Annotated in this window: 20 protein-coding genes; 19 read left to right on the top strand and 1 reads right to left on the bottom strand. The window is 32.3% G+C overall.

Annotated elements, in window-relative coordinates:
* Genes CBR30_01940 through CBR30_01925 form a run of 4 tightly spaced genes read left to right on the top strand, consistent with a single transcriptional unit; the run spans position 1 to position 4,249 of the window.
* Positions 1-1,389, top strand: a complete 1,389-nt coding sequence (locus CBR30_01940; protein PMQ02426.1) for an amidophosphoribosyltransferase — start codon at positions 1-3, stop codon at positions 1,387-1,389.
* Positions 1,362-2,390 carry a phosphoribosylformylglycinamidine cyclo-ligase gene (locus CBR30_01935; protein PMQ02425.1) on the top strand — a complete coding sequence of 343 codons (1,029 nt, stop codon included), beginning with the start codon at positions 1,362-1,364 and terminating at the stop codon, positions 2,388-2,390. Before CBR30_01940 ends, CBR30_01935 begins: the two co-directional genes overlap by 28 nt.
* A complete protein-coding gene (locus tag CBR30_01930) occupies positions 2,387-2,995 on the top strand; it encodes a phosphoribosylglycinamide formyltransferase (GenBank protein PMQ02424.1) in 609 nt (202 codons plus the stop codon). The genes CBR30_01935 and CBR30_01930 overlap by 4 nt, the downstream gene beginning before the upstream one ends.
* Positions 2,996-3,007: 12 nt before the next feature.
* A complete protein-coding gene (locus CBR30_01925; GenBank protein ID PMQ02423.1) occupies positions 3,008-4,249 on the top strand; it encodes a phosphoribosylamine--glycine ligase in 1,242 nt (413 codons plus the stop codon).
* Here CBR30_01925 and nagA read toward each other — a convergent pair.
* The gene (gene nagA, locus CBR30_01920; GenBank protein ID PMQ02548.1) at positions 4,246-5,391 is read right to left on the bottom strand and encodes an N-acetylglucosamine-6-phosphate deacetylase; all 1,146 of its coding nucleotides are present in this window, start codon (positions 5,389-5,391) and stop codon (positions 4,246-4,248) included. The genes CBR30_01925 and nagA overlap by 4 nt on opposite strands.
* Before the next feature lie 134 nt (positions 5,392-5,525).
* On the opposite strand from nagA, the gene hrcA reads away from it, so the two are divergent.
* The 15 genes from hrcA to CBR30_01845 are packed head-to-tail and all read left to right on the top strand — an operon-like array spanning position 5,526 to position 18,984.
* Positions 5,526-6,554 carry a heat-inducible transcription repressor HrcA gene (gene hrcA, locus CBR30_01915; protein ID PMQ02422.1) on the top strand — a complete coding sequence of 343 codons (1,029 nt, stop codon included), beginning with the start codon at positions 5,526-5,528 and terminating at the stop codon, positions 6,552-6,554.
* A gap of 3 nt (positions 6,555-6,557) precedes the next feature.
* A complete protein-coding gene (locus CBR30_01910; protein PMQ02421.1) occupies positions 6,558-7,301 on the top strand; it encodes a hypothetical protein in 744 nt (247 codons plus the stop codon).
* Positions 7,302-7,311: 10 nt separating this feature from the next.
* Positions 7,312-8,565, top strand: a complete 1,254-nt coding sequence (locus CBR30_01905) for a tRNA (N(6)-L-threonylcarbamoyladenosine(37)-C(2))-methylthiotransferase MtaB (GenBank protein PMQ02547.1) — start codon at positions 7,312-7,314, stop codon at positions 8,563-8,565.
* A gap of 25 nt (positions 8,566-8,590) precedes the next feature.
* Complete coding sequence (locus CBR30_01900; GenBank protein ID PMQ02420.1) at positions 8,591-8,761, top strand: 30S ribosomal protein S21; 171 nt, start codon at positions 8,591-8,593, stop codon at positions 8,759-8,761.
* Positions 8,762-8,773: 12 nt separating this feature from the next.
* Positions 8,774-9,688 carry a phosphate starvation-inducible protein PhoH gene (locus tag CBR30_01895; GenBank protein ID PMQ02419.1) on the top strand — a complete coding sequence of 305 codons (915 nt, stop codon included), beginning with the start codon at positions 8,774-8,776 and terminating at the stop codon, positions 9,686-9,688.
* Positions 9,669-10,103 carry an rRNA maturation RNase YbeY gene (gene ybeY / locus CBR30_01890; GenBank protein ID PMQ02418.1) on the top strand — a complete coding sequence of 145 codons (435 nt, stop codon included), beginning with the start codon at positions 9,669-9,671 and terminating at the stop codon, positions 10,101-10,103. The genes CBR30_01895 and ybeY overlap by 20 nt, the downstream gene beginning before the upstream one ends.
* Positions 10,103-10,486: a diacylglycerol kinase gene (locus CBR30_01885; GenBank protein PMQ02417.1), complete on the top strand. Its 384-nt coding sequence runs from the start codon at positions 10,103-10,105 to the stop codon at positions 10,484-10,486. The genes ybeY and CBR30_01885 overlap by 1 nt, the downstream gene beginning before the upstream one ends.
* 6 nt (positions 10,487-10,492) lie before the next feature.
* A complete protein-coding gene (locus CBR30_01880; protein PMQ02416.1) occupies positions 10,493-11,773 on the top strand; it encodes a gliding motility protein GldE in 1,281 nt (426 codons plus the stop codon).
* Positions 11,766-13,364, top strand: coding sequence for a CTP synthetase (locus CBR30_01875; protein PMQ02415.1), 1,599 nt, complete (start codon positions 11,766-11,768; stop codon positions 13,362-13,364). The genes CBR30_01880 and CBR30_01875 overlap by 8 nt, the downstream gene beginning before the upstream one ends.
* Positions 13,357-13,743, top strand: a complete 387-nt coding sequence (gene cdd / locus CBR30_01870; GenBank protein ID PMQ02414.1) for a cytidine deaminase — start codon at positions 13,357-13,359, stop codon at positions 13,741-13,743. The genes CBR30_01875 and cdd overlap by 8 nt, the downstream gene beginning before the upstream one ends.
* A 13-nt stretch (positions 13,744-13,756) precedes the next feature.
* Positions 13,757-14,653, top strand: a complete 897-nt coding sequence (locus CBR30_01865; protein ID PMQ02413.1) for a GTPase Era — start codon at positions 13,757-13,759, stop codon at positions 14,651-14,653.
* Between the two features lie 10 nt (positions 14,654-14,663).
* Complete coding sequence (gene deoC / locus CBR30_01860; GenBank protein PMQ02412.1) at positions 14,664-15,323, top strand: deoxyribose-phosphate aldolase; 660 nt, start codon at positions 14,664-14,666, stop codon at positions 15,321-15,323.
* Positions 15,316-16,002 carry a DNA repair protein RecO gene (gene recO, locus CBR30_01855; GenBank protein PMQ02411.1) on the top strand — a complete coding sequence of 229 codons (687 nt, stop codon included), beginning with the start codon at positions 15,316-15,318 and terminating at the stop codon, positions 16,000-16,002. The genes deoC and recO overlap by 8 nt, the downstream gene beginning before the upstream one ends.
* A gap of 14 nt (positions 16,003-16,016) precedes the next feature.
* Complete coding sequence (glyQ, locus tag CBR30_01850; GenBank protein ID PMQ02410.1) at positions 16,017-16,919, top strand: glycine--tRNA ligase subunit alpha; 903 nt, start codon at positions 16,017-16,019, stop codon at positions 16,917-16,919.
* On the top strand, positions 16,912-18,984 hold the full coding sequence (locus CBR30_01845) for a glycine--tRNA ligase subunit beta (GenBank protein PMQ02409.1): 2,073 nt from the start codon (positions 16,912-16,914) through the stop codon (positions 18,982-18,984). The genes glyQ and CBR30_01845 overlap by 8 nt, the downstream gene beginning before the upstream one ends.
* Positions 18,985-19,054: the final 70 nt, after the last annotated feature.

The raw sequence follows: 19,054 nt of genomic DNA, 5'->3' as shown, positions 1-19,054 counted from the left end.
ATGTCTATTTATGAGGAATGTGGAATTGCTGGAGCTATTACACCTTCAAAATATAATTTATCCAGTTTTTTGGTATATAATGCATTGCTTAATTTACAACATAGAGGACAAGAAAGTGCTGGTATAGTAAGTTTTAAATCTTCAGAGCCAAATTTTCACAAGGACTATGGTTTGGTAAGTAATGTTTTTAATAATGATATATTGAAAAAATTAAGAGGAAAAATTTCCATTGGACATGTGAGATATTCTACTTCAGGAAAACAAAACCCTAATAATATTCAGCCTCTTATTGTTAATTTACCAAAGTATGGTTTTTTAGCTTTGGCACACAATGGACATATAGCGAATGCCAATTTTTTGAGAAAAAAGCTTGAAAATGAGGGAGCTATCTTCCAAAGTACCTCAGATACTGAGGTTATTTTTCACTTGATGGCAAGAGCGGAAGGAAAGAATTTAGAGGAAAGATTAATGAATGCTCTTAATCATGTGGATGGTAGTTATGCACTTTTGATAGCAAGTAATGAGGGAATTTGGGCTGTAAAGGATCCAAATGGTTTTAGACCATTGTTTATGGCTGTTTTAGAGGATGGAAGTATACTTTTTTCTTCTGAAACATGTGCATTTAAAAATCTTCCCGTTAAAAGTATAAAGGAGTTAGAGAGGGGAGATTTAATATTTGTAAGTAGTGAAGGAGAGATTAGAGAGAGTGTTTATAAAATAGGTGAATCAAGGTTTTGTCTCTTTGAGTTCATATATTTTTCCAGACCTGATAGCTTGTATAATGGAAAGAGTGTTTATAATTATAGGAAAGATATGGGAAGGATACTTGCAAAGGAGTCTTATGTTCCTGCGGATATAGTTGTCCCTGTGCCAGATTCTGGAATACCAGCTGCTATTGGTTTTAGTGAATTTAGTGGAATACCTTTAGAAATGGCTCTAATGAGAAGTCATTATGTAGGAAGAACTTTTATACAACCAAGACAAGATCAGAGGGAAGGTGCAGTTAGAATTAAGCTTCTGATAATGGGAGATGTAGTTAAGAATAAGAGAGTTATATTGGTAGATGATTCGTTAGTAAGAGGTACCACTGCTAAGAGATTGGCAGAAATGTTCCGTAAAGAAGGAGCAAAAGAGGTCCATTTGAGACTTTCTTCTCCCCCCATAATATATCCTTGCCATTATGGAGTAGATATTCCTCATGTAAGAGAGCTAATAAGCCATTATTATACCCCAGACGAAATTGCAAAACTCTTAGGATTTGATTCTGTGGCTTTCCTGAGTATGGAGGGACTATTAAGTATATTGCCAAATAAAAGTTATTGTGGAGAATGTTTTGGAAGAAAAGTGGTGAGTAAAGAACTATGCCAAAAAGAATTACATACAGTTTAGCTGGTGTGCATATATCTCAGGTTGAGAAAAGTTTGAAAAACTTGAAACCTTATTTTGAAAAAACATATAACTCTTTTGTGATACCTATTTGGAATGGTTTTTCATCTGTATTGAAAATAAATTGGAAAGATTATAAGAATCCTTTAATACTTTTAACTACTGATGGTATAGGGACTAAATTAAAATTAGCTATTCAAAGGAATAAGCTTGATAATATAGGACAAGATTTGGTAGCAATGAATGTGAATGATTTAATTACTTGTGGGGCTAAACCTATTGCATTTCTTGATTATTTTGCTCTTGGAAAGTTTAATAAAGAAATATATGAAAAAATTCTAATTAGTGTTTCCGAAGCATGTAAAAAAGTAGAGTGTGCACTTGTTGGAGGAGAAACTGCAGAGCTTCCTGGGATCTATAGAGGAAAGGATGTGGACATTGCAGGCTTTGCTTTAGGTATTGTAGAGGAAGAAAATCTGTTACCAAAATTAGATGAGATTGGTGTTGGAGATTTACTAATTGGTATATCTTCTTCAGGAATTCATAGCAATGGATATTCCTTAGTAAGATATATAATAAAGGAGAAAAGAATTTCTTGGAACACTAAGATAAATGGAAATACTCTTGAAGAGGAAGTTCTAAAACCTACAAAATTATATCCACCTTTGATTTTACCTTTATTGGAACATTATAGAGCCTCTATAAAAAGTATTGCGCATATAACTGGTGGAGGAATTCCGGGAAATTTAGTAAGGGTTTTACCTAAGGGTTATAAAGCGATCGTTGATTCTAAGAGTTGGGAAGTTCCTGAGATATTTAAGTTTTTGATAAAAAAGGGTAATATATCTAAAAAAGAGGCTTTTAAAGTATTTAATATGGGTATTGGATTAATATTAGTCATTAAAGATAGAGATAAGGAAATATTAAACTTTATAAATAATATGGGAGAAAGAGCCTATATTATTGGAGTAATAGAAAAAGGTGAAGGAGTTGAAATTATTTGAAGAAGAGATTGGGTGTTTTGGTTTCAGGAAGAGGTAGTAATTTACAAGCTTTGATTAATGCAAGTAGGAAAGAAAATTATCCAGCTCAAGTTGTAGTTGTGATTAGTGATAATCCTCAAGCCCTTGCTATTGAAAGGGCAAAAAGGGCGAAAATTCCATGCTATGTTGTCAAAAGAGAAGATTATAAAACGAAGAAAGAATATGAAGAAAAAATTAAAAGTATTTTAGAGGAATATAATGTGGATTTAGTGGTTTTAGCTGGATATATGAGAATAGTTGGTAAAACACTTCTTTCTGCTTATCCTCTCAAAATTATAAATATTCATCCTTCCCTTCTTCCTTCCTTTCCTGGTCTCCATGCTCAAAAGCAAGCATGGGAGTATGGAGTAAAATATTCAGGATGTACTGTCCATTTTGTTGACGAAGGGATAGATTCAGGTCCAATTATTGGGCAGAAAGTTGTGCCAGTTTATGACGATGATACTCCTGATACTTTGGCAGATCGTATTCTAAAAAAAGAACATAAGTTATTAGTTGAAGTGGTAGAAAAGCTCTCTACAAAAAAGTTTAGACTTGATGGAAGAAGGGTTATCTTTGAAGATTAGGGGGTATTTAAAATGAAAGTACTTGTTATTGGAAGTGGGGCAAGAGAGCATGCAATAGCTTGGAAATTATCAAGGGATAAAAAGGTGGAAGAGATTTTTGCTATACCTGGAAATGCGGGTATTTCTGAGATTGCGAAATGTATAGATATAATGGTGGATGATATTGAAAGTATAGTAAAATTTGCAAAAGAAACTAAAATAGATTGGACAGTTGTAGGACCTGAATATCCATTGACATTAGGTATTGTAGATGCTTTTGAGAGGGAAGGATTGAAAATTTGGGGTCCAAGAAAGGAACCTGCAAAACTTGAGTCAAGTAAGGCTTTTGCAAAAGAGATTATGAGATCTGCTAAAATTCCTACTGCAGAGTTTAAAGTATTTGATGATTTTAATTCCGCAGTAGAGTTTGTTAAAAATGTAAATTTCCCTGTTGTAATAAAGGCGGATGGACTGTGTGCAGGAAAAGGTGTGAAGATTGTGGAAAGCTTTGAAAGTGCAGTAGAAGTTTTAAGAGATTTTATGATAAAGAAGGTCTTTGGTAAATCTGGAGAAAAAGTTGTAATTGAGGAATTTTTAAAGGGAGTAGAATTTTCTCTAATAACCATAGTAAAAAATAATGAGTTTTATTATTTACCTCCAGCTCAAGATTATAAAAGGATAGGAGAAGGAAACACAGGTGAAAATACTGGTGGAATGGGCTCTTTTGCTCCTGTTCCCTGGATAAATGAGGAAATTATTGAAAAATGTACAAATAGAATTTTTAAACCGTTAATGGAAGAGTTGTATAAAAGAAATATTTATTATACAGGCTTTTTATATGGGGGATTTATATTAGTAAATAACGATCCTTATGTCTTAGAGTTTAATGTTAGATTAGGAGATCCTGAAGCACAAGTAATACTTCCATTGTTAGATTATGATTTAAGTAGCCTTTTAGAAAATAAAGATTTTCCATGGAATAAACAGAAAAAAGCTTTGTGTGTAGTACTGGCATCAAAGGGCTATCCAGGACATTATGAGACAGGAAAGGAAATTACTTTTAAAAATATTAATACTGAAGATATTTATATCTTTCATGCGGGAACTGTGAGGAAGGATGGAAAGCTATTAACTGCAGGTGGAAGGGTCCTTTCAGTGGTTGGAGTAGGAAATGACTTCCAAAGTATTAGAAGTAAAGTATATAAAACCATAGAGGAAGGTATATTTTTTGATAATATGTATTATAGAAGAGATATAGGAAAAGAAGTTATTTAAGATCTATTCAAATAAACAATCTTCCCTTCTACGATCGTCATTTTAACTTGGAAATTACGGTCAAATACAGTTATATCTGCATCTTTTCCTAATTCAATGCTTCCTTTTTTATTCTGTAAACCTAATAGTAAAGCAGGAGAATAAGAAGCCATATATACTGCATCTTCTATTTTTACTCCTACCTTTTCCACCATGTTTTTAACTGCCCTATTTAAAGTTAAGGTGCTTCCAGCTAAAGTGCCACTTGCAAGAGTTGCTTTTCCATTTTCTACAACGACCTCTTGACCAGCTAATAGATATTTTCCATCAGAAAGTCCTGTTGCCATCATCGAATCTGTTATCAGTATTATTTTATCCTTTGGTTTTATCTTATAAACCAAATTCAGTATATAGGGAGATAAGTGAAAACCATCTGCAATCAATTCTACACTGATTTCGTCATTTATTAATGCTAATCCTATTATTCCAGGCTCTCTATGATGTAATGGTCTCATTCCATTGAAGAGGTGGGTTACATGGGAAAGACCAAGAGAGATTGCTTTTATTAATTCTTCTGTAGTGGCATCAGAATGTCCTACAGATATTTTTATGTTATTTTTATTCAAATATTGTATTATTTCCAAATTTCCATCAATCTCTGGAGCTAAGGTCATTATTTTTGTATGCTTTGAGATTAGTTTTTTTAGGGTTTCAAGATTAGGCTTAAGAATGCAGTCTTCCCTTTGAGCTCCTTTATATTTTACATTTAAAAAAGGTCCTTCAAGGTTTATTCCTAAAATTTTTGAACCAATATATTCTTCTGTCTCCATAATATCCTCTATGGACTTTATGGCATTAGTCATAACTTCAATAGGTGCCGTAAGAATGGTAGGTAATATACCGGTAACTCCTGTTTGAGACGTAAAATTTGTTATAGTATTGATTGCTTCTTTTGTTCCATCAATAAAATCTTTACCATAAGCTCCATGTATATGAATGTCTATAAAGCCTGGAGATATAAAATGATTTTTAAAGTCAAAAAAATTTTCATATTCAAGCTGATCCTTTTTCTTCCCAATATAATAAATTTTACCCTCTTTTATTCCAACAACACCATTAAAGATTATTCCTTCCGGGGTTATAACATCTCCAAAGATTAACATACTATTATTATTCTTCATTTAAAAAACCTCCTCATATGTTTTAACTTATAATCATTATACCAAAAACTTGACATATAAAAGTTGTAATGATAACCTATATATGGTTAGCAATCTATATAAAAGAGTGCTAAAAGATGTTAGACGAAAGAAAACAAAAAATTCTAAGAATAACAGTTAAAGACTATATAGAATCTGCACAACCAGTAAGCTCAAGGGTATTGGCAAAAAAATACCACTTGGGTTGGAGTCCTGCTACTATTCGTAACGAGATGGCAGACCTGGAAGAGGCTGGATATCTAATTCAACCTCATACATCTGCGGGAAGAATACCATCTGATAGAGGTTATAGATTCTATGTTGATTTTTTAATGGATACAGAACCTCCATCTCCTGAAGATATTCAATTTATAAATTATTCCTTATTATATCCTTTAAATTGGGAGACTCTTTTACAGCAAGTTGCAGAAATTATTTCACAAAGAACTACTTTTATAGGGGTAGTACTATTCCCTCAGCTTAACTCTACTTACCTAAAAAAGATAGAACTTGTAGAGTTAAATGAGGGTGTTATTTCTCTTATAATAACCACATCAACTGGTATTGTAAAAGAAAGAATAATAAAATTAATAGAGCCATTATCTGAATTTGAGATAATCAAGGCAAAAGAGATTTTGAATCAGAATTTTTCAAATAAAGAACTACAAAATGTTTATTGGCTTCTGTTAGAAAGAAAATATCCTTCTAATATTCCTCAGGAAATTTATATAGGTTTAGAACAACTTCTCTGGGAAGTTTTAGAAAAAGAGAAGGAAGAAGGAGTCTTTTTGGCTGGAATATCTCGTATATTCAAACATTTAGAGTTTCAAGACATTAATAAAGTTAAGAATTTGCTAAGCGTTATTGAAGAGGAGAGAGTAATTTCTTCCTTGTTGTTTTCTGCCTTCTTAAATCATGGATTGACTATTCTTATAGGTAGTGAGATAGGAATATCAGAACTAAATGAATGTAGCGTTATTGCAACAGTTTATTCTTTGAAGGGTAATGTAATTGGAACTCTTGGATTGATTGGTCCAAAAAGAATGAAATATGAAAAGATGTTAAGCTTAGTAGAATTGATGGGTAAAGTATTATCTGAGAAGATAAGTAGTTTCTTTGAAAAGTAGTTTATGTCACCTATATTTCTTGCTGATAAAATCTTAGATAATCAGCATTTATTATTAGAAAATAAAGAGGAGATTTTCCATCTAATTAGAGTTTTAAGGTATAAAAAGGGAGAAGAGATTATTATTAGATCACCTGATGGAGAGCTATTTTTGACATCTATAGAAGAGGTAGAAAAAGATAGAGTTGTTTTTAAAATATTGGAAAAATATAATAAAGACATAGAAATTAAATTTAATTTATTCTTGTGTCAAAGCTTACCCAAATTAGATAAATGGGAATGGATAATTGAGAAATGTACAGAGTTAGGAGTTAGTGGCTTTTTTCCTTTACAAACCGAAAGAAGTATAGTAAACTTAAAAGAAGAAAACATTGAGAGAAAATATAAGAGATGGGAGAAGATTATAATAGAGGCGGTTAAACAGAGCGAAAGGAAAAGGATACCAGTACTTTCCGAGGTTAAGAACTTAGAAGAGCTTTTGAATCATATAGATTCAAAGGATTCAAGTATATTAGTTGCATGGGAAAAATCTGAAGTAGGGCTAAAAAATGTAATAAAAGAAGTAAAAGATAATATTTATCTTTTTATAGGACCTGAAGGTAGTTTTAGTGATAGGGAAATCCAGATGTTTAAAGAAAGAGGTGGAGTTTTTTTTAATATGGGTCCAAGAATATTAAAAGTAGAAACTGCAGCAATTGTTGCTTCCTCTTTGATTTTATATGAGAAGGGAGGTTTAGGGTTAGAGTAAACCCTTGGAAATAAGAAGTATTAGCTTTTATACCTTTGGATGTAAGGTAAATCAGTATGAAACAGAAAAGTTAAAAAGTTTAGCTCTAAAGGAAGGTTGGGAAGTTAAGCCCTTTGGAAATAAAACCGATTATGTTTTTATTAATAGTTGTGCGGTCACCCATATAGCGGAGAGAAAAGCAAGAAGACTTATCAGATTCATCAGGGCAAAATTTCCTGAGGCGAAGATAATTTTAGCAGGTTGTTACCCAGAAAGACTCAAGAGTTATAACTTCCCACTTGATGTGGATATTCTACTTGATAATAAGGAAAAGTGGGAATTTTTTAATGGTGATGAGAATTCTTTTGTTGCTCCTATACCAACCGAAAGAACTCGAGCTTTAGTGAAGGTTCAGGATGGTTGTAATAACTTTTGTAGCTATTGTATAGTACCATTTTTAAGAGGTAGAGAAAGAAGTAAACCTGTTGAGGTTGTTCTTTGGGAAGTTGAGAACCTATTAAACTCAGGATATAAGGAGATTGTTCTTACTGGAGTTAGATTAGGAGCTTATGGAAAGGACTTAGGTGGGAACATAAATCTTGCAAATCTTATAAGAAAGATCTTAGATTATCCAGAGTTGAAGAGATTGAGATTAAGTTCTATTGAGCCTATGGATTTCTCACCCGATCTTTTAGATGTAATTACTGAGGAAAAAGTTTGTAAGCATTTACATATACCCCTTCAGAGTGGAGATGATGAGGTATTAAGAAGAATGGGAAGAAGATATGATACTAAATATTTCTATGGTCTTATAGAAAATATAAGAAAAAGAGTTCCTGATATTGCTATTGCAACAGATATAATAGTTGGTTTTCCTGGAGAAGAAGAAGATAATTTTAAAAATACATTAGAGTTTGCAAAGGAAATTGGATTTATGAAGATTCACGTCTTTCCCTTCTCCCCAAGACCAGGCACTAAAGCATATACTGAGAAGCCTTTGCCTCCTCAAATCGTAGAAGAAAGAAAGAGAATACTTATGTCTCTAAGTGATGAGTTGTGGAAGAAATATGTGGAAAAGTTTATAGGGAGCAGAATGGAGGTATTGGTAGAGAATATAGAAAATGGGATAGCGGAAGGGCTAACTTCAAATTATATAAGAGTTTTCTTTAAAGATGAGAAGGTGGAAAAGGGAGAGTTTGTGCCAGTTATTTTGAAAAATATAGATAAAGAAAGAGTACTTGGGGAAAGGGTGAAAGAGTGTTTAATTTTAAATTCTCAGTTATAATTAATGTAAGAAAGGAGGGAAAGTTGTGACAGAAGTAAGAGTAGGAAAAGATGAAAGTTTAGATAGTGCACTAAAAAGATTCAAAAAGAAGCTTCAAGAAGATGGAGTTCTTGCTGATATTCGTAGACACGAATATTACGAAAAGCCAAGCGAAAAGAGAAATCGTAAAAAAGCTCAAGCTAAAAAGAAGAAGTAAATTTATTAATATATGGTTACACCATCTGCGAAAACTGAACTAATTTTGCCAAAAGGATTCCTAAATATTGAGAGAGGGAAAGAGCTAATAAAAGATATAAGGAGATGGGAAAACGAATATCCTATAAGTGTATCAGTTGTTGAGGAAAAACTTATTATTCAAGGGGATGTAGATTGGGTTAACAAAATGGTTGATTATATCTCTGAATATATTAACGGTAGTAGTAAGGTTGAGGATAGTTTAGAGAGCAAAGTTTTAGTATTAGAGAAAAAGCTTGTTAGAGTTTCTTCTCCAGGGCAAAAGAAATATATTGAAGCCCTGGAGAAGAAAGATATAGTTTTTGTTATAGGACCTGCAGGTACTGGTAAAAGTTACTTAGCTATAGTAACAGGGCTTATTTTTCTGAGAGAAGGAAGAATAAAGAAGATTATATTGACAAGACCTGTAGTAGAGGCAGGAGAAAAGTTAGGTTTTCTTCCAGGCGACTTGCAACAAAAAACAAACCCTTATTTAAAGCCGTTATATGATTTTTTAGAGGAATTCTTGGGCTATGAGAGATTAGAGAGATTATTGGAGAAAAAGCTTTTAGAGGTTGTTCCTCTTGCATACATGAGAGGAAGAACTTTTAAGGATGCTTTTGTTTTGTTGGATGAGGCACAGAATACTACTCCTTTACAAATGAAGATGTTTTTAACAAGATTTGGTTCTGGTTGTAAAATGGTTATTACTGGGGATATAACTCAGATAGATTTGGATAGGAATCAGAAATCAGGACTAATAACTGCTTGGAATATATTAAGAGATATAGAAGAAATAGGTTTTGTGGAATTGACAGAAGAGGATATAGTAAGGCATGATATAGTAAAGAAGATCGTTAAAGCTTATGATAGATGGGAGAGAGAAAAAGGTGAGTTTAGAAATCTATAATAATTATAAAGGTGAATTAGAAAGTAAGGACATAGAAAGAATTAAAAAGTTTCTTAAGGAAGTCCTTAGAAAAAAGGGACTTCATCCAATTAATTATGATATATCTCTTGTTTTCATAGATGATGAGAAAATGAGAGAGCTAAATAGCAAATATAGGAATAAGGATAGTACCACAGATGTTTTGTCATTTAATTTAGGAAAAGATTTTAGGAATAGAATCATAGGAGAAATATATATTTCAATACCTACCGCCAAAAAGCAAAGCATTGAAAACAATAAATCTTTAATTGATGAGGTTGTTTTTTTGTCTTTGCATGGTCTTTTGCATATATTAGGTTATGATCATGAGACAGAGAAGGATAGAGAAGAAATGGATCGGGAGACTCAAAATCTATTAAAGCTTTGGGTAGTCTAATGAAAACAAGGAATTTAATGGAGAGTATAAAATTCTCCTTAGAAGGTATAGATTGGGGATTTAGGAATGAAAGAAATATAAAAATTCAATTTATTGTTGGAGCTCTTGCTATATTTGCAGGGATACTTTTTAAGCTTTCTTTATTGGAATTTTTGATTGTTCTTTTATGGACGGGTTTAGTTATAAGTGCTGAATTTTTTAATACCGCCATTGAAAAGGCTTTAGATGCCTATAAAGATGATTTTTCGCCCACAATTAAGATTATAAAAGATTTATGTGCCAGTGCAGTGTTTATCTTAGCCGTTTTAGCTGTGGCTTCTGGAATTATGATATTTTTACCTCATATTATAGCTATGATTAGTTTATTAATAAAAGGAGCGTGAAGTTCTCTGACGGTATTTTCCTTATTTTTCCTTTTATCCCTTTCTGCATTCTTTTCTGCATTAGAGACTTCTCTTGTTTCCTCAACAAAGGTAAGATTACATCATTTGTCACAAGAGGGAAACAAGAGGGCGGAGAAACTGTTAAAACTTCTTGAAAATACTCAAGAGCTTTTAGCTACCATTCTAATTGCTAATAATGTTGTGAATATTTTAATTGCCTCTTTAGCAACTAAAATTGCTTTAAATTATGTTAAGAATTATGGTATATCTATAGCTACTGGAATCTCAACATTCTTTATTGTTATATTTGGAGAGATGATTCCAAAAACTTTGGGTTTAAAATATAAAGAAAGATTTGCATTAACCTTCTTTTATTTGTTTTATCCAATATACGTTATATTGCGCCCTATAACTAAAATTTTCTTGATTTTTAGCAATATTTTTTATCATGTTATAGGAAAAACTTCGGAAACTATATCTCCTTTTAGCACAATTGAGGAATTTATTACCTTAGTCAATATAGGAGAAAAAGAAGGTATAATTGAAAAAGAGGAGAAAGAGTTTATTAATAATATAATGGAATTCACGGACACAGAAGTTCATGAGGTTATGGTTCCAAGAATTGATATGATCTGTGTTAAATCTGATGATACCTTAGAAACTGCTTGGAAGAAGATAATTGAAGAGGGGCATTCTCGTCTTCCTGTTTATGAAGGCAGTATTGATAATATTATTGGTATTGTACATGCTAAGGATGTTTTAAAGGCTCTTGCTGATAAAAATCCGAATAAGAAATTAAAGGATATTGTCAGAGAAGTTTTATATGTCCCAGAAAATACAAAAATAAATGAGCTATTCAAAGAAATGAGAAGAAGAAAAGTACATATGGCGATTGTTGTTGATGAGTATGGAGGGACTGCTGGTTTAGTAACATTAGAAGACCTTTTAGAAGAGCTTGTGGGAGAAATAGAAGATGAGTATGATAAAGAGGAGAAAATGTTTTCTTTTGTAGATAGTAATAATTTAATTGTTGATGCTAAAATGAATATCTATGAACTAAATGAAATTTTGGAGGAGAAATGGAAAGAACGTTTACCGGAGACTGAATACGATACAGTAGGGGGATTAGTCCTTGATGTTTTAGGTAGAGTGCCAGAAAAAGGGGAAGAGATTGATATAGGTAACTTTAAATTGAAGGTAGAGAGTATGAAGGGACAAAGGATTGAGAAAATAAAAATTACTTATATAGAAAAGAAAGAAGAAAAGGCTGAGGTGAGCGATGACTAAGTATATTGTCATTACTGGTGGAGTTATTTCTTCCTTGGGTAAAGGATTAACTACGGCATCTTTAGGTAGGATCTTAAAAAGTAAAGGGTTTTCAGTGACTGCATTAAAGTTTGATCCCTATATAAATGTGGATGCAGGTACAATGAATCCATATCAACATGGGGAAGTATTTGTTACTGAAGATGGGGCAGAAACAGATCTTGATTTAGGTCATTACGAAAGATTTTTAGATGTAAATCTGTCTTCCATAAATAATGTAACTACTGGCAAAATCTATTCTAATGTTATTAAAAAAGAAAGAGAAGGAAAGTATTTAGGATCAACGGTTCAGATTATTCCTCATATTACTGAGGAGATAAAATCAAGTATCTTACATGTGGCGGAAACAACAAAAGCGGATGTTGTATTAATAGAGGTAGGTGGAACTGTTGGAGACATTGAGGGGCTTCCATTTTTGGAAGCAGTTAGACAATTTAGGAAAAATGTTGGAAAACAAAATCTAATTTACCTACATGTTACGTTGGTGCCCTCTTTATTTCCAACAGGAGAATTGAAAACTAAACCTACTCAACATAGTGTAAAGGAATTGAGGAGTATAGGAATTCAGCCAGATATTATTTTATGCAGAGCTAAGGAACGTCTTCCTAAAAGTATTAGGGAAAAGATAGCCCTATTTACAGATGTGGAGCCTGAAGCAGTAATTTCGGGTGTTGATGTGGAGGATATATATGCAATTCCTCTCCATTTTGAAGAAGAGGGCATGGGAAAATTAGTATGTGAGCTTTTAGGCTTAGAGAATAGGGAAAGTGATTTGAAAGAATGGAGAGAGATGGTTGAGAAACCATTAGAAGGAGAGGTTAAAATAACCATACTTGGTAAGTACACAACTCTACCTGATGCTTATTTGAGTGTGGTCCAGGCATTAAAACATGCTACAAGACATTTAGGAGTAAAATTGAACTTAAAATGGGTAGAATCAGATAAAGTGAAGAGCGATAATGTGGCTGATATTTTAAAGGATACTGATGGTTTGCTTGTACCAGGAGGATTTGGTGCAAGAGGAATAGAGGGAATGATTGAGGGAATTAGGTGGGCAAGGGAAAACAATGTTCCCTTTTTGGGTTTATGCTTAGGATTACAATGTGCAGTAATTGAATTTGCTCGAAGCATTGGACTAAAAGGAGCAAATAGTAAAGAGTTTGATGAGAATACCCAATATCCAGTTATTGATTTAATGCCTAATCAAAAGAATATTGAAGAAAAAGGCGGAACTATGAGAAGGGGAGCTTATCCATGTGTAGTAAAAAGAGGAACAATAGCTTATAAATGTTATCAAAAAGACCTAATTTATGAACGACATAGACATAGATATGAGGTAAATAATAGTTTTAGAGATATCTTGGAAAATCATGGTATGGTATTTTCTGGCTTATCTCCTGATAATGAATTAGTTGAAATCATAGAACTAAAAGATCATCCCTTCTTTGTGGCTACACAGTTCCATCCTGAATATAAATCGAGACCTCTAAATCCACATCCTCTCTTTCTTGGTTTTATAGAAGCAGTATTAAAGGAGAAAAAACATGGATGATAAAAAGCTTTGGGAATTAGCTTTAGATGTTTTAAAAAATTCTTACTCTCCGTATTCAAATTTTCCTGTTTCTGCAGTGCTTTTAACAAAGTCTGGGAAAATATATACAGGAGTTAATATTGAGAACTCATCCTATGGTCTTACAATATGTGCTGAAAGGGTTGCCATATTTAAAGCGGTAAGTGAGGGAGAAAGAGACTTTGTTAAAATGATAATAGTTGGTAAAGATGGTGATGGGGTTTTTCCGTGTGGGGCTTGTAGGCAAGTTATGGCAGAGTTTTCTTTGGATATGGATATCTTACTTTACAATAGTAGAGAAGATAAATTTAATTCTTATAAAGTGAGAGAGCTATTACCTTTAAATTTTTATTTAAAATAGGAGTTGGGAGAATATGAAAGAGACAAAATTAGCTTATGTTGGAATATTAGGAAAGCCAAATGTAGGTAAATCAACCTTGATAAATATGTTAATAGGTGAAAAAATATCTATTGTAGCTGATAAACCTCAAACAACCAGACAGAGAATATTAGGTGTTCTTACCATAGAAGACAAAGCACAGTTAATATTTTTAGATACTCCAGGATGGTATGAGCCTAAACATCTGTTGGGGGAGTACATGTTGAATGTGATAAAGGAAACAATAAAAGATTCTGATGTTTTATTGATTTTAATTGATGCTACTAAAGAACTTACTAAAGAAGATACAATGTTATTGAACTACGTTAAGAATGAAAATAAACCCTTTTTAGTAGTATTGAATAAGATTGATCTTTTAAGTAAAGGTGGATTAGAAGAAAAGAAAAAGGAAATAATGGGTTTAAATATAGCAGAAGATAAAATTGTTGAGATTTCAGCTCTTTATGGGACAAATATAGATAAACTTGTAGAGAAAATAATTGAGCTCTCACCACCTGGAGAATTTCTATTCCCACCTGATATGATATCAGATCAAACTGATAAGTTTTTCATTGCAGAGATAATAAGGGAAAAAATTATTCACCTTACATATCAGGAAGTTCCACATTCAACTGCAGTTTATGTGGATGAAATTTCAGAAAGAAAAAATGGAAATCTTATATACATTAGAGCAACAATTTTAGTAGAAAAGCCAACCCAAAAATCAATAATAATTGGAAAAGATGGCAGTATGCTAAAGAAAATAGGCACTCTTGCCAGGGAAGAATTAGAAGCTTATTTTGGCAGGAAGGTTTATTTGGATTTATGGGTAAAAGTAAAAGAGAAGTGGAGAAAAAAGCCAGAAGTTTTAAAAGAGTTAGGATATATGTAGGAGGAGTGTTATGGATAAGTTAACTCTTGCAAAGATGATTGATCAAACATTATTGAGACCTGATGCTACATCCGAAGAGATTGAGCAATTTTGTAGATCTGCATTGGATTTTCATTTTTACTCAGTATGTGTACAACCATATTTTGTCCCTTTGGCAGTAAAGATATTAAAAGGCTCAGATGTAAAAATAACTACTGTAATTGATTTTCCCCATGGTGCGAATTCTTCTTCTGTTAAAGCCTTTGAGGTGGAAGATCTACTTAAAAAGGGTGCAGATGAATTTGATGTGGTCATAAATATATCCGCTCTTAAAGACAGAAATGAAAAGATATTGAGAAGCGATATTAGAGAAGTTGTGAGTGCAGCTCAGGGTAGAATTGTTAAAATTATTATTGAGACTTGTTATCTAACGGATGAAGAAAAGCGTTATATTACTAATTTAATTATAGAGGAAGGAGCTCACTTTGTAAAAACTTCTACAGGCTTTGGTCCAAAAGGAGCAGAAATAGAAGACATAAAGCTTTTAAAATCTATTGTTGAAAATAAAATAAAGATAAAAGCATCTGGAGGAATTAGAACCTTAGAGCAGGCTCTTAAGATGATTGAGGCGGGAGCAGATAGAATAGGGACTTCAAATGGTATAAAGATATTACAGGAATTAAATGAGTAGATATTATTATGAAGAAGCAATAATATTAAGTGGTAAAAAGGTTGGAGAGGCAAATTTACTTTTATCCATATATGGTAAGACAAAGGGAAAATACCAAGTGATTGCTCCAGGAGCTTTGAAGCTTAAAAATAGATTAAGAGGTAGGGTTGATCCCTTTACATTTGGAAAGGGATATTTTGTAATAAGAAGGAATTATGATTGGTTGATAAATTGGGAGGTGTATGATTACTATCTTGAAATTAAGAGAGATTTAGAGAAGTATTTTTCAGCCTCAAAATTAGTAAATATTTTGAATGAGGTAATACCTTTTCAGGCTCCTGATAAGGATGTTTTTATGATGCTTCTTAAAACACTAAACAATCTAAAATATAAAAATATTAGGAATGTAGATGACATTTTTTTATTGAAACTTCTTCAGCAACAGGGTTATGTTACTTCTATTCCATATGTTTGTGGAAAGTGCGGTAAAAATTTAGAAAATAATGAGAGTATATTTATTGATGTAAATGAAAACAAAGCCTATTGTAAGGATTGTAGGAATTTTGGTATTTCCATTTCTTTTGAGGAATTGAGATTAATAAATAGTATAATAGACTCTGATATTGAATTGACTTTAAATTTGGATTTATCAGACTCTATAAGAGAAATAATAAAAAGATATAAAGAGAAAGCTATTTAGGAGGGATAATTGATATGTTAACATTTCAGGAGCTCATATTTAAACTTAATGAGTATTGGCATAAACAGGGCTGTATAATCCAACAGCCCTATGATATTGAGGTAGGAGCGGGCACAATGAACCCTGCAACATTTTTTAGAGTATTAGGTCCAGAGCCTTGGAGAGTAGCGTATGTAGAACCATCAAGAAGACCTACTGATGGTAGATATGGAGAAAATCCTAATAGATTGCAACATTATTACCAGTACCAGGTCATATTAAAACCTTCTCCCCATCGTGTTCAAGAGATATATTTGGATAGTTTGAGATATATAGGAATTGATATTGAAAAGCATGACATAAGATTTGTAGAAGATAACTGGGAATCTCCAACTTTAGGAGCATGGGGTATTGGATGGGAAGTATGGTTGGATGGTATGGAGATTACACAGTTTACTTATTTTCAACAATGTGGTGGATTTAATCTATTCCCAATATCTGCGGAGATAACTTATGGGCTTGAAAGAATTGCCATGTATATCCAGGGTGTGGATGATTTCAAAGATATTATATGGCAAGGGGATGTAACTTACGGAGATATTCATTTGCAAAGTGAAGTAGAAAATTGCCATTATAATTTTTCTCTTGCTGATATTGATCGTTTGAGACTTCTTTTTAATGAATATGAGAAAGAGGCAGAAAGATTATTAGAGATGGGACTTACTTTTCCTGCCTATGATTACGTTTTGAAATGTTCTCATGTTTTTAATCTTCTTGATGCACGTGGTGCCATTAGTTTTGTGCAAAGAACAGAATATATATCAAGAATTAGACGGCTTGCTTATAAGTCTGCAGAAAACTATTTAAAATCAAGGGAAAAATTAGGCTATCCCCTTCTTAATAAAAAATGTTGGAAGGAGGAAGAAAAAGTTGGCTAAAGATCTTATATTTGAACTTGGAACAGAAGAAATGCCAGCAAGTTTTTTAAGACCTGCTCTTAGCCAAATGAAAGAGTTAGCAGAGTCAGAACTAAAATCTAATTTTCTTGAGTATAAGGATTTAAACACTTTTGCAACACCAAGAAGATTAATCATATACGTTTCTGAATTAGAAGAATACCAAAAGGAGCAAGAAGAGGAGATTAGAGGACCAGCTTATAAAGTAGCTTTTAATAATGGTGAGTGGCAAGAACCTGCTAAAAAGTTTGCACAGCAGTATGGACTAACGGTGAATGATCTTTATGTAAAAGAAACAGAAAAAGGTACATATGTATATCTTAAGAGAAAAATTAAGGGAAAAGAAACAAGAGAAGTTTTGCCTGGAGTTATAAGAAATATAATAGCACGCATGAGATTTCCTAAAATGATGAAATGGGGAGATGTTGATTTTGTATTTGGTAGACCCATTAAATGGATTCTGTTTTTATATGGTGAGGAAAAGATTGACCTTGAAATTGCTAAAGTAAAAGCGGATTACTATTCTTATACTCCAAGATTTCTTCCTGAGAGGAAGATTGAGATAAGAAATGCCAAGGACTATTTTAAGCTAATGGAAGAAAATTTTGTAATTGTGGATCAGGAAGAAAGGAAAAAGAAAATATTAGAGCAAGCAGATAATATAGCAAATAAGTATAATTTTAAATTAGATTATTCTCAGGAACTAATAGAGGAATTAACCTTTCTTGTTGAGTACCCAACTGCCTTTTTAGGTGAATTTGACAAAAGATTTTTGGATCTTCCTGATATAGTTTTGAAGGTAACTATGGAAAAAAAGCAGAGATATTTCCCCTTACAAAATTTAGATGGTAAATTAGTGAATTATTTCATTGGAATTAGAAATGGTTTAGAGAAGGACATAGAGATAGTTAAAGAGGGAAATGAAAAGGTTATTAAAGCGAGACTTTCGGATGCTGAGTATTATTATAATGAGGATAAAAAGGAGCCTTTAGAAAAATATACGAAAAAGCTTGATGGAATTATATTTCATGAAAATTTAGGTTCCATAAAGGATAAGGTAGAAAGGGTTAGAAAATTAGTTTCTTATTTAGAGGAATATTTTAATTTAAATAATGAGGAAAGAGAAATATTGAATAGGGCGGTAGAACTTTACAAAGCAGATTTAGGAACTTTAATGGTTAGTGAATATCCTGAACTTCATGGAATAATGGGAGAAATATATGCTTTAAAATCTGGAGAAAGAAAAGAAGTAGCTAATATTATAAAGGAGTATATATTCCCAAGAACATCTGAGGATGATGTTTCGGAAAATTTTCTTGCCAATCTCCTTAGTATTGCGGATAGAATAGATAGCTTAACTGGGTATTTTAAGCTGAATTTATTCCCAACTGGTTCAGAGGACCCCTTAGGACTTAGAAGATTAACCAATGGGTTAATTAAGATTCTATGGGAAAAAGAATATAGGTTCAAGATTTTTGATGGCTTTAAAAAAGCGTGGGATATTTATGGGTTTGAAGGGGATATAGAGTATGTTTGGGGTAAAGCGGATGAATTTTTCACTCAAAGATTAAGGAATTTTCTCATAGATAAAAATTATCCTGTAGATTTAGTAAATGGAGTCTTAGCTTTGGGTTTTGATCCTATTTATAAGGTGAAGAAAAGATTATCCTCAGTTATTGAACTTCAAAAGGATATGGATCTATTTGGTAAAATTTATACTTCTGCAAATAGATTGGCAAGAATTATACCAAAAGATTTCACTCCTTCAAATTCTGTTAATACCAATTTATTGGTACAGATTGAGGAAAAAGCTCTTTATCAAAAATATCAAGAGCTAATAGAAAAATATAACGTTATTAATGATTACTTAGAGTTCTTGAAAAGTAAAGAGCTATTAGAGCTTTGTGAACAAGTAGATAGATTTTTCGATAATGTTCTTGTGATGTCTCCTAATGAGGAGGAGAAAAGAAATAGGTTAACTTTAATAATGTTGATAAAAAATATATTTTGGGAAGTAATAGATTGGAGCAAAATAACTAAAGTTTAAAGTTTTATTAAAATAAAATCCAAAAGCTTTATGATATAATTGAAAAGATATAAAAATTATAAGGTTGGGA

The sequence above is a fragment of the Dictyoglomus sp. NZ13-RE01 genome (assembly GCA_002878375.1).
Classification (GTDB): domain Bacteria; phylum Dictyoglomota; class Dictyoglomia; order Dictyoglomales; family Dictyoglomaceae; genus NZ13-RE01.
This window is presented reverse-complemented; position numbering and strand designations above follow the sequence as displayed.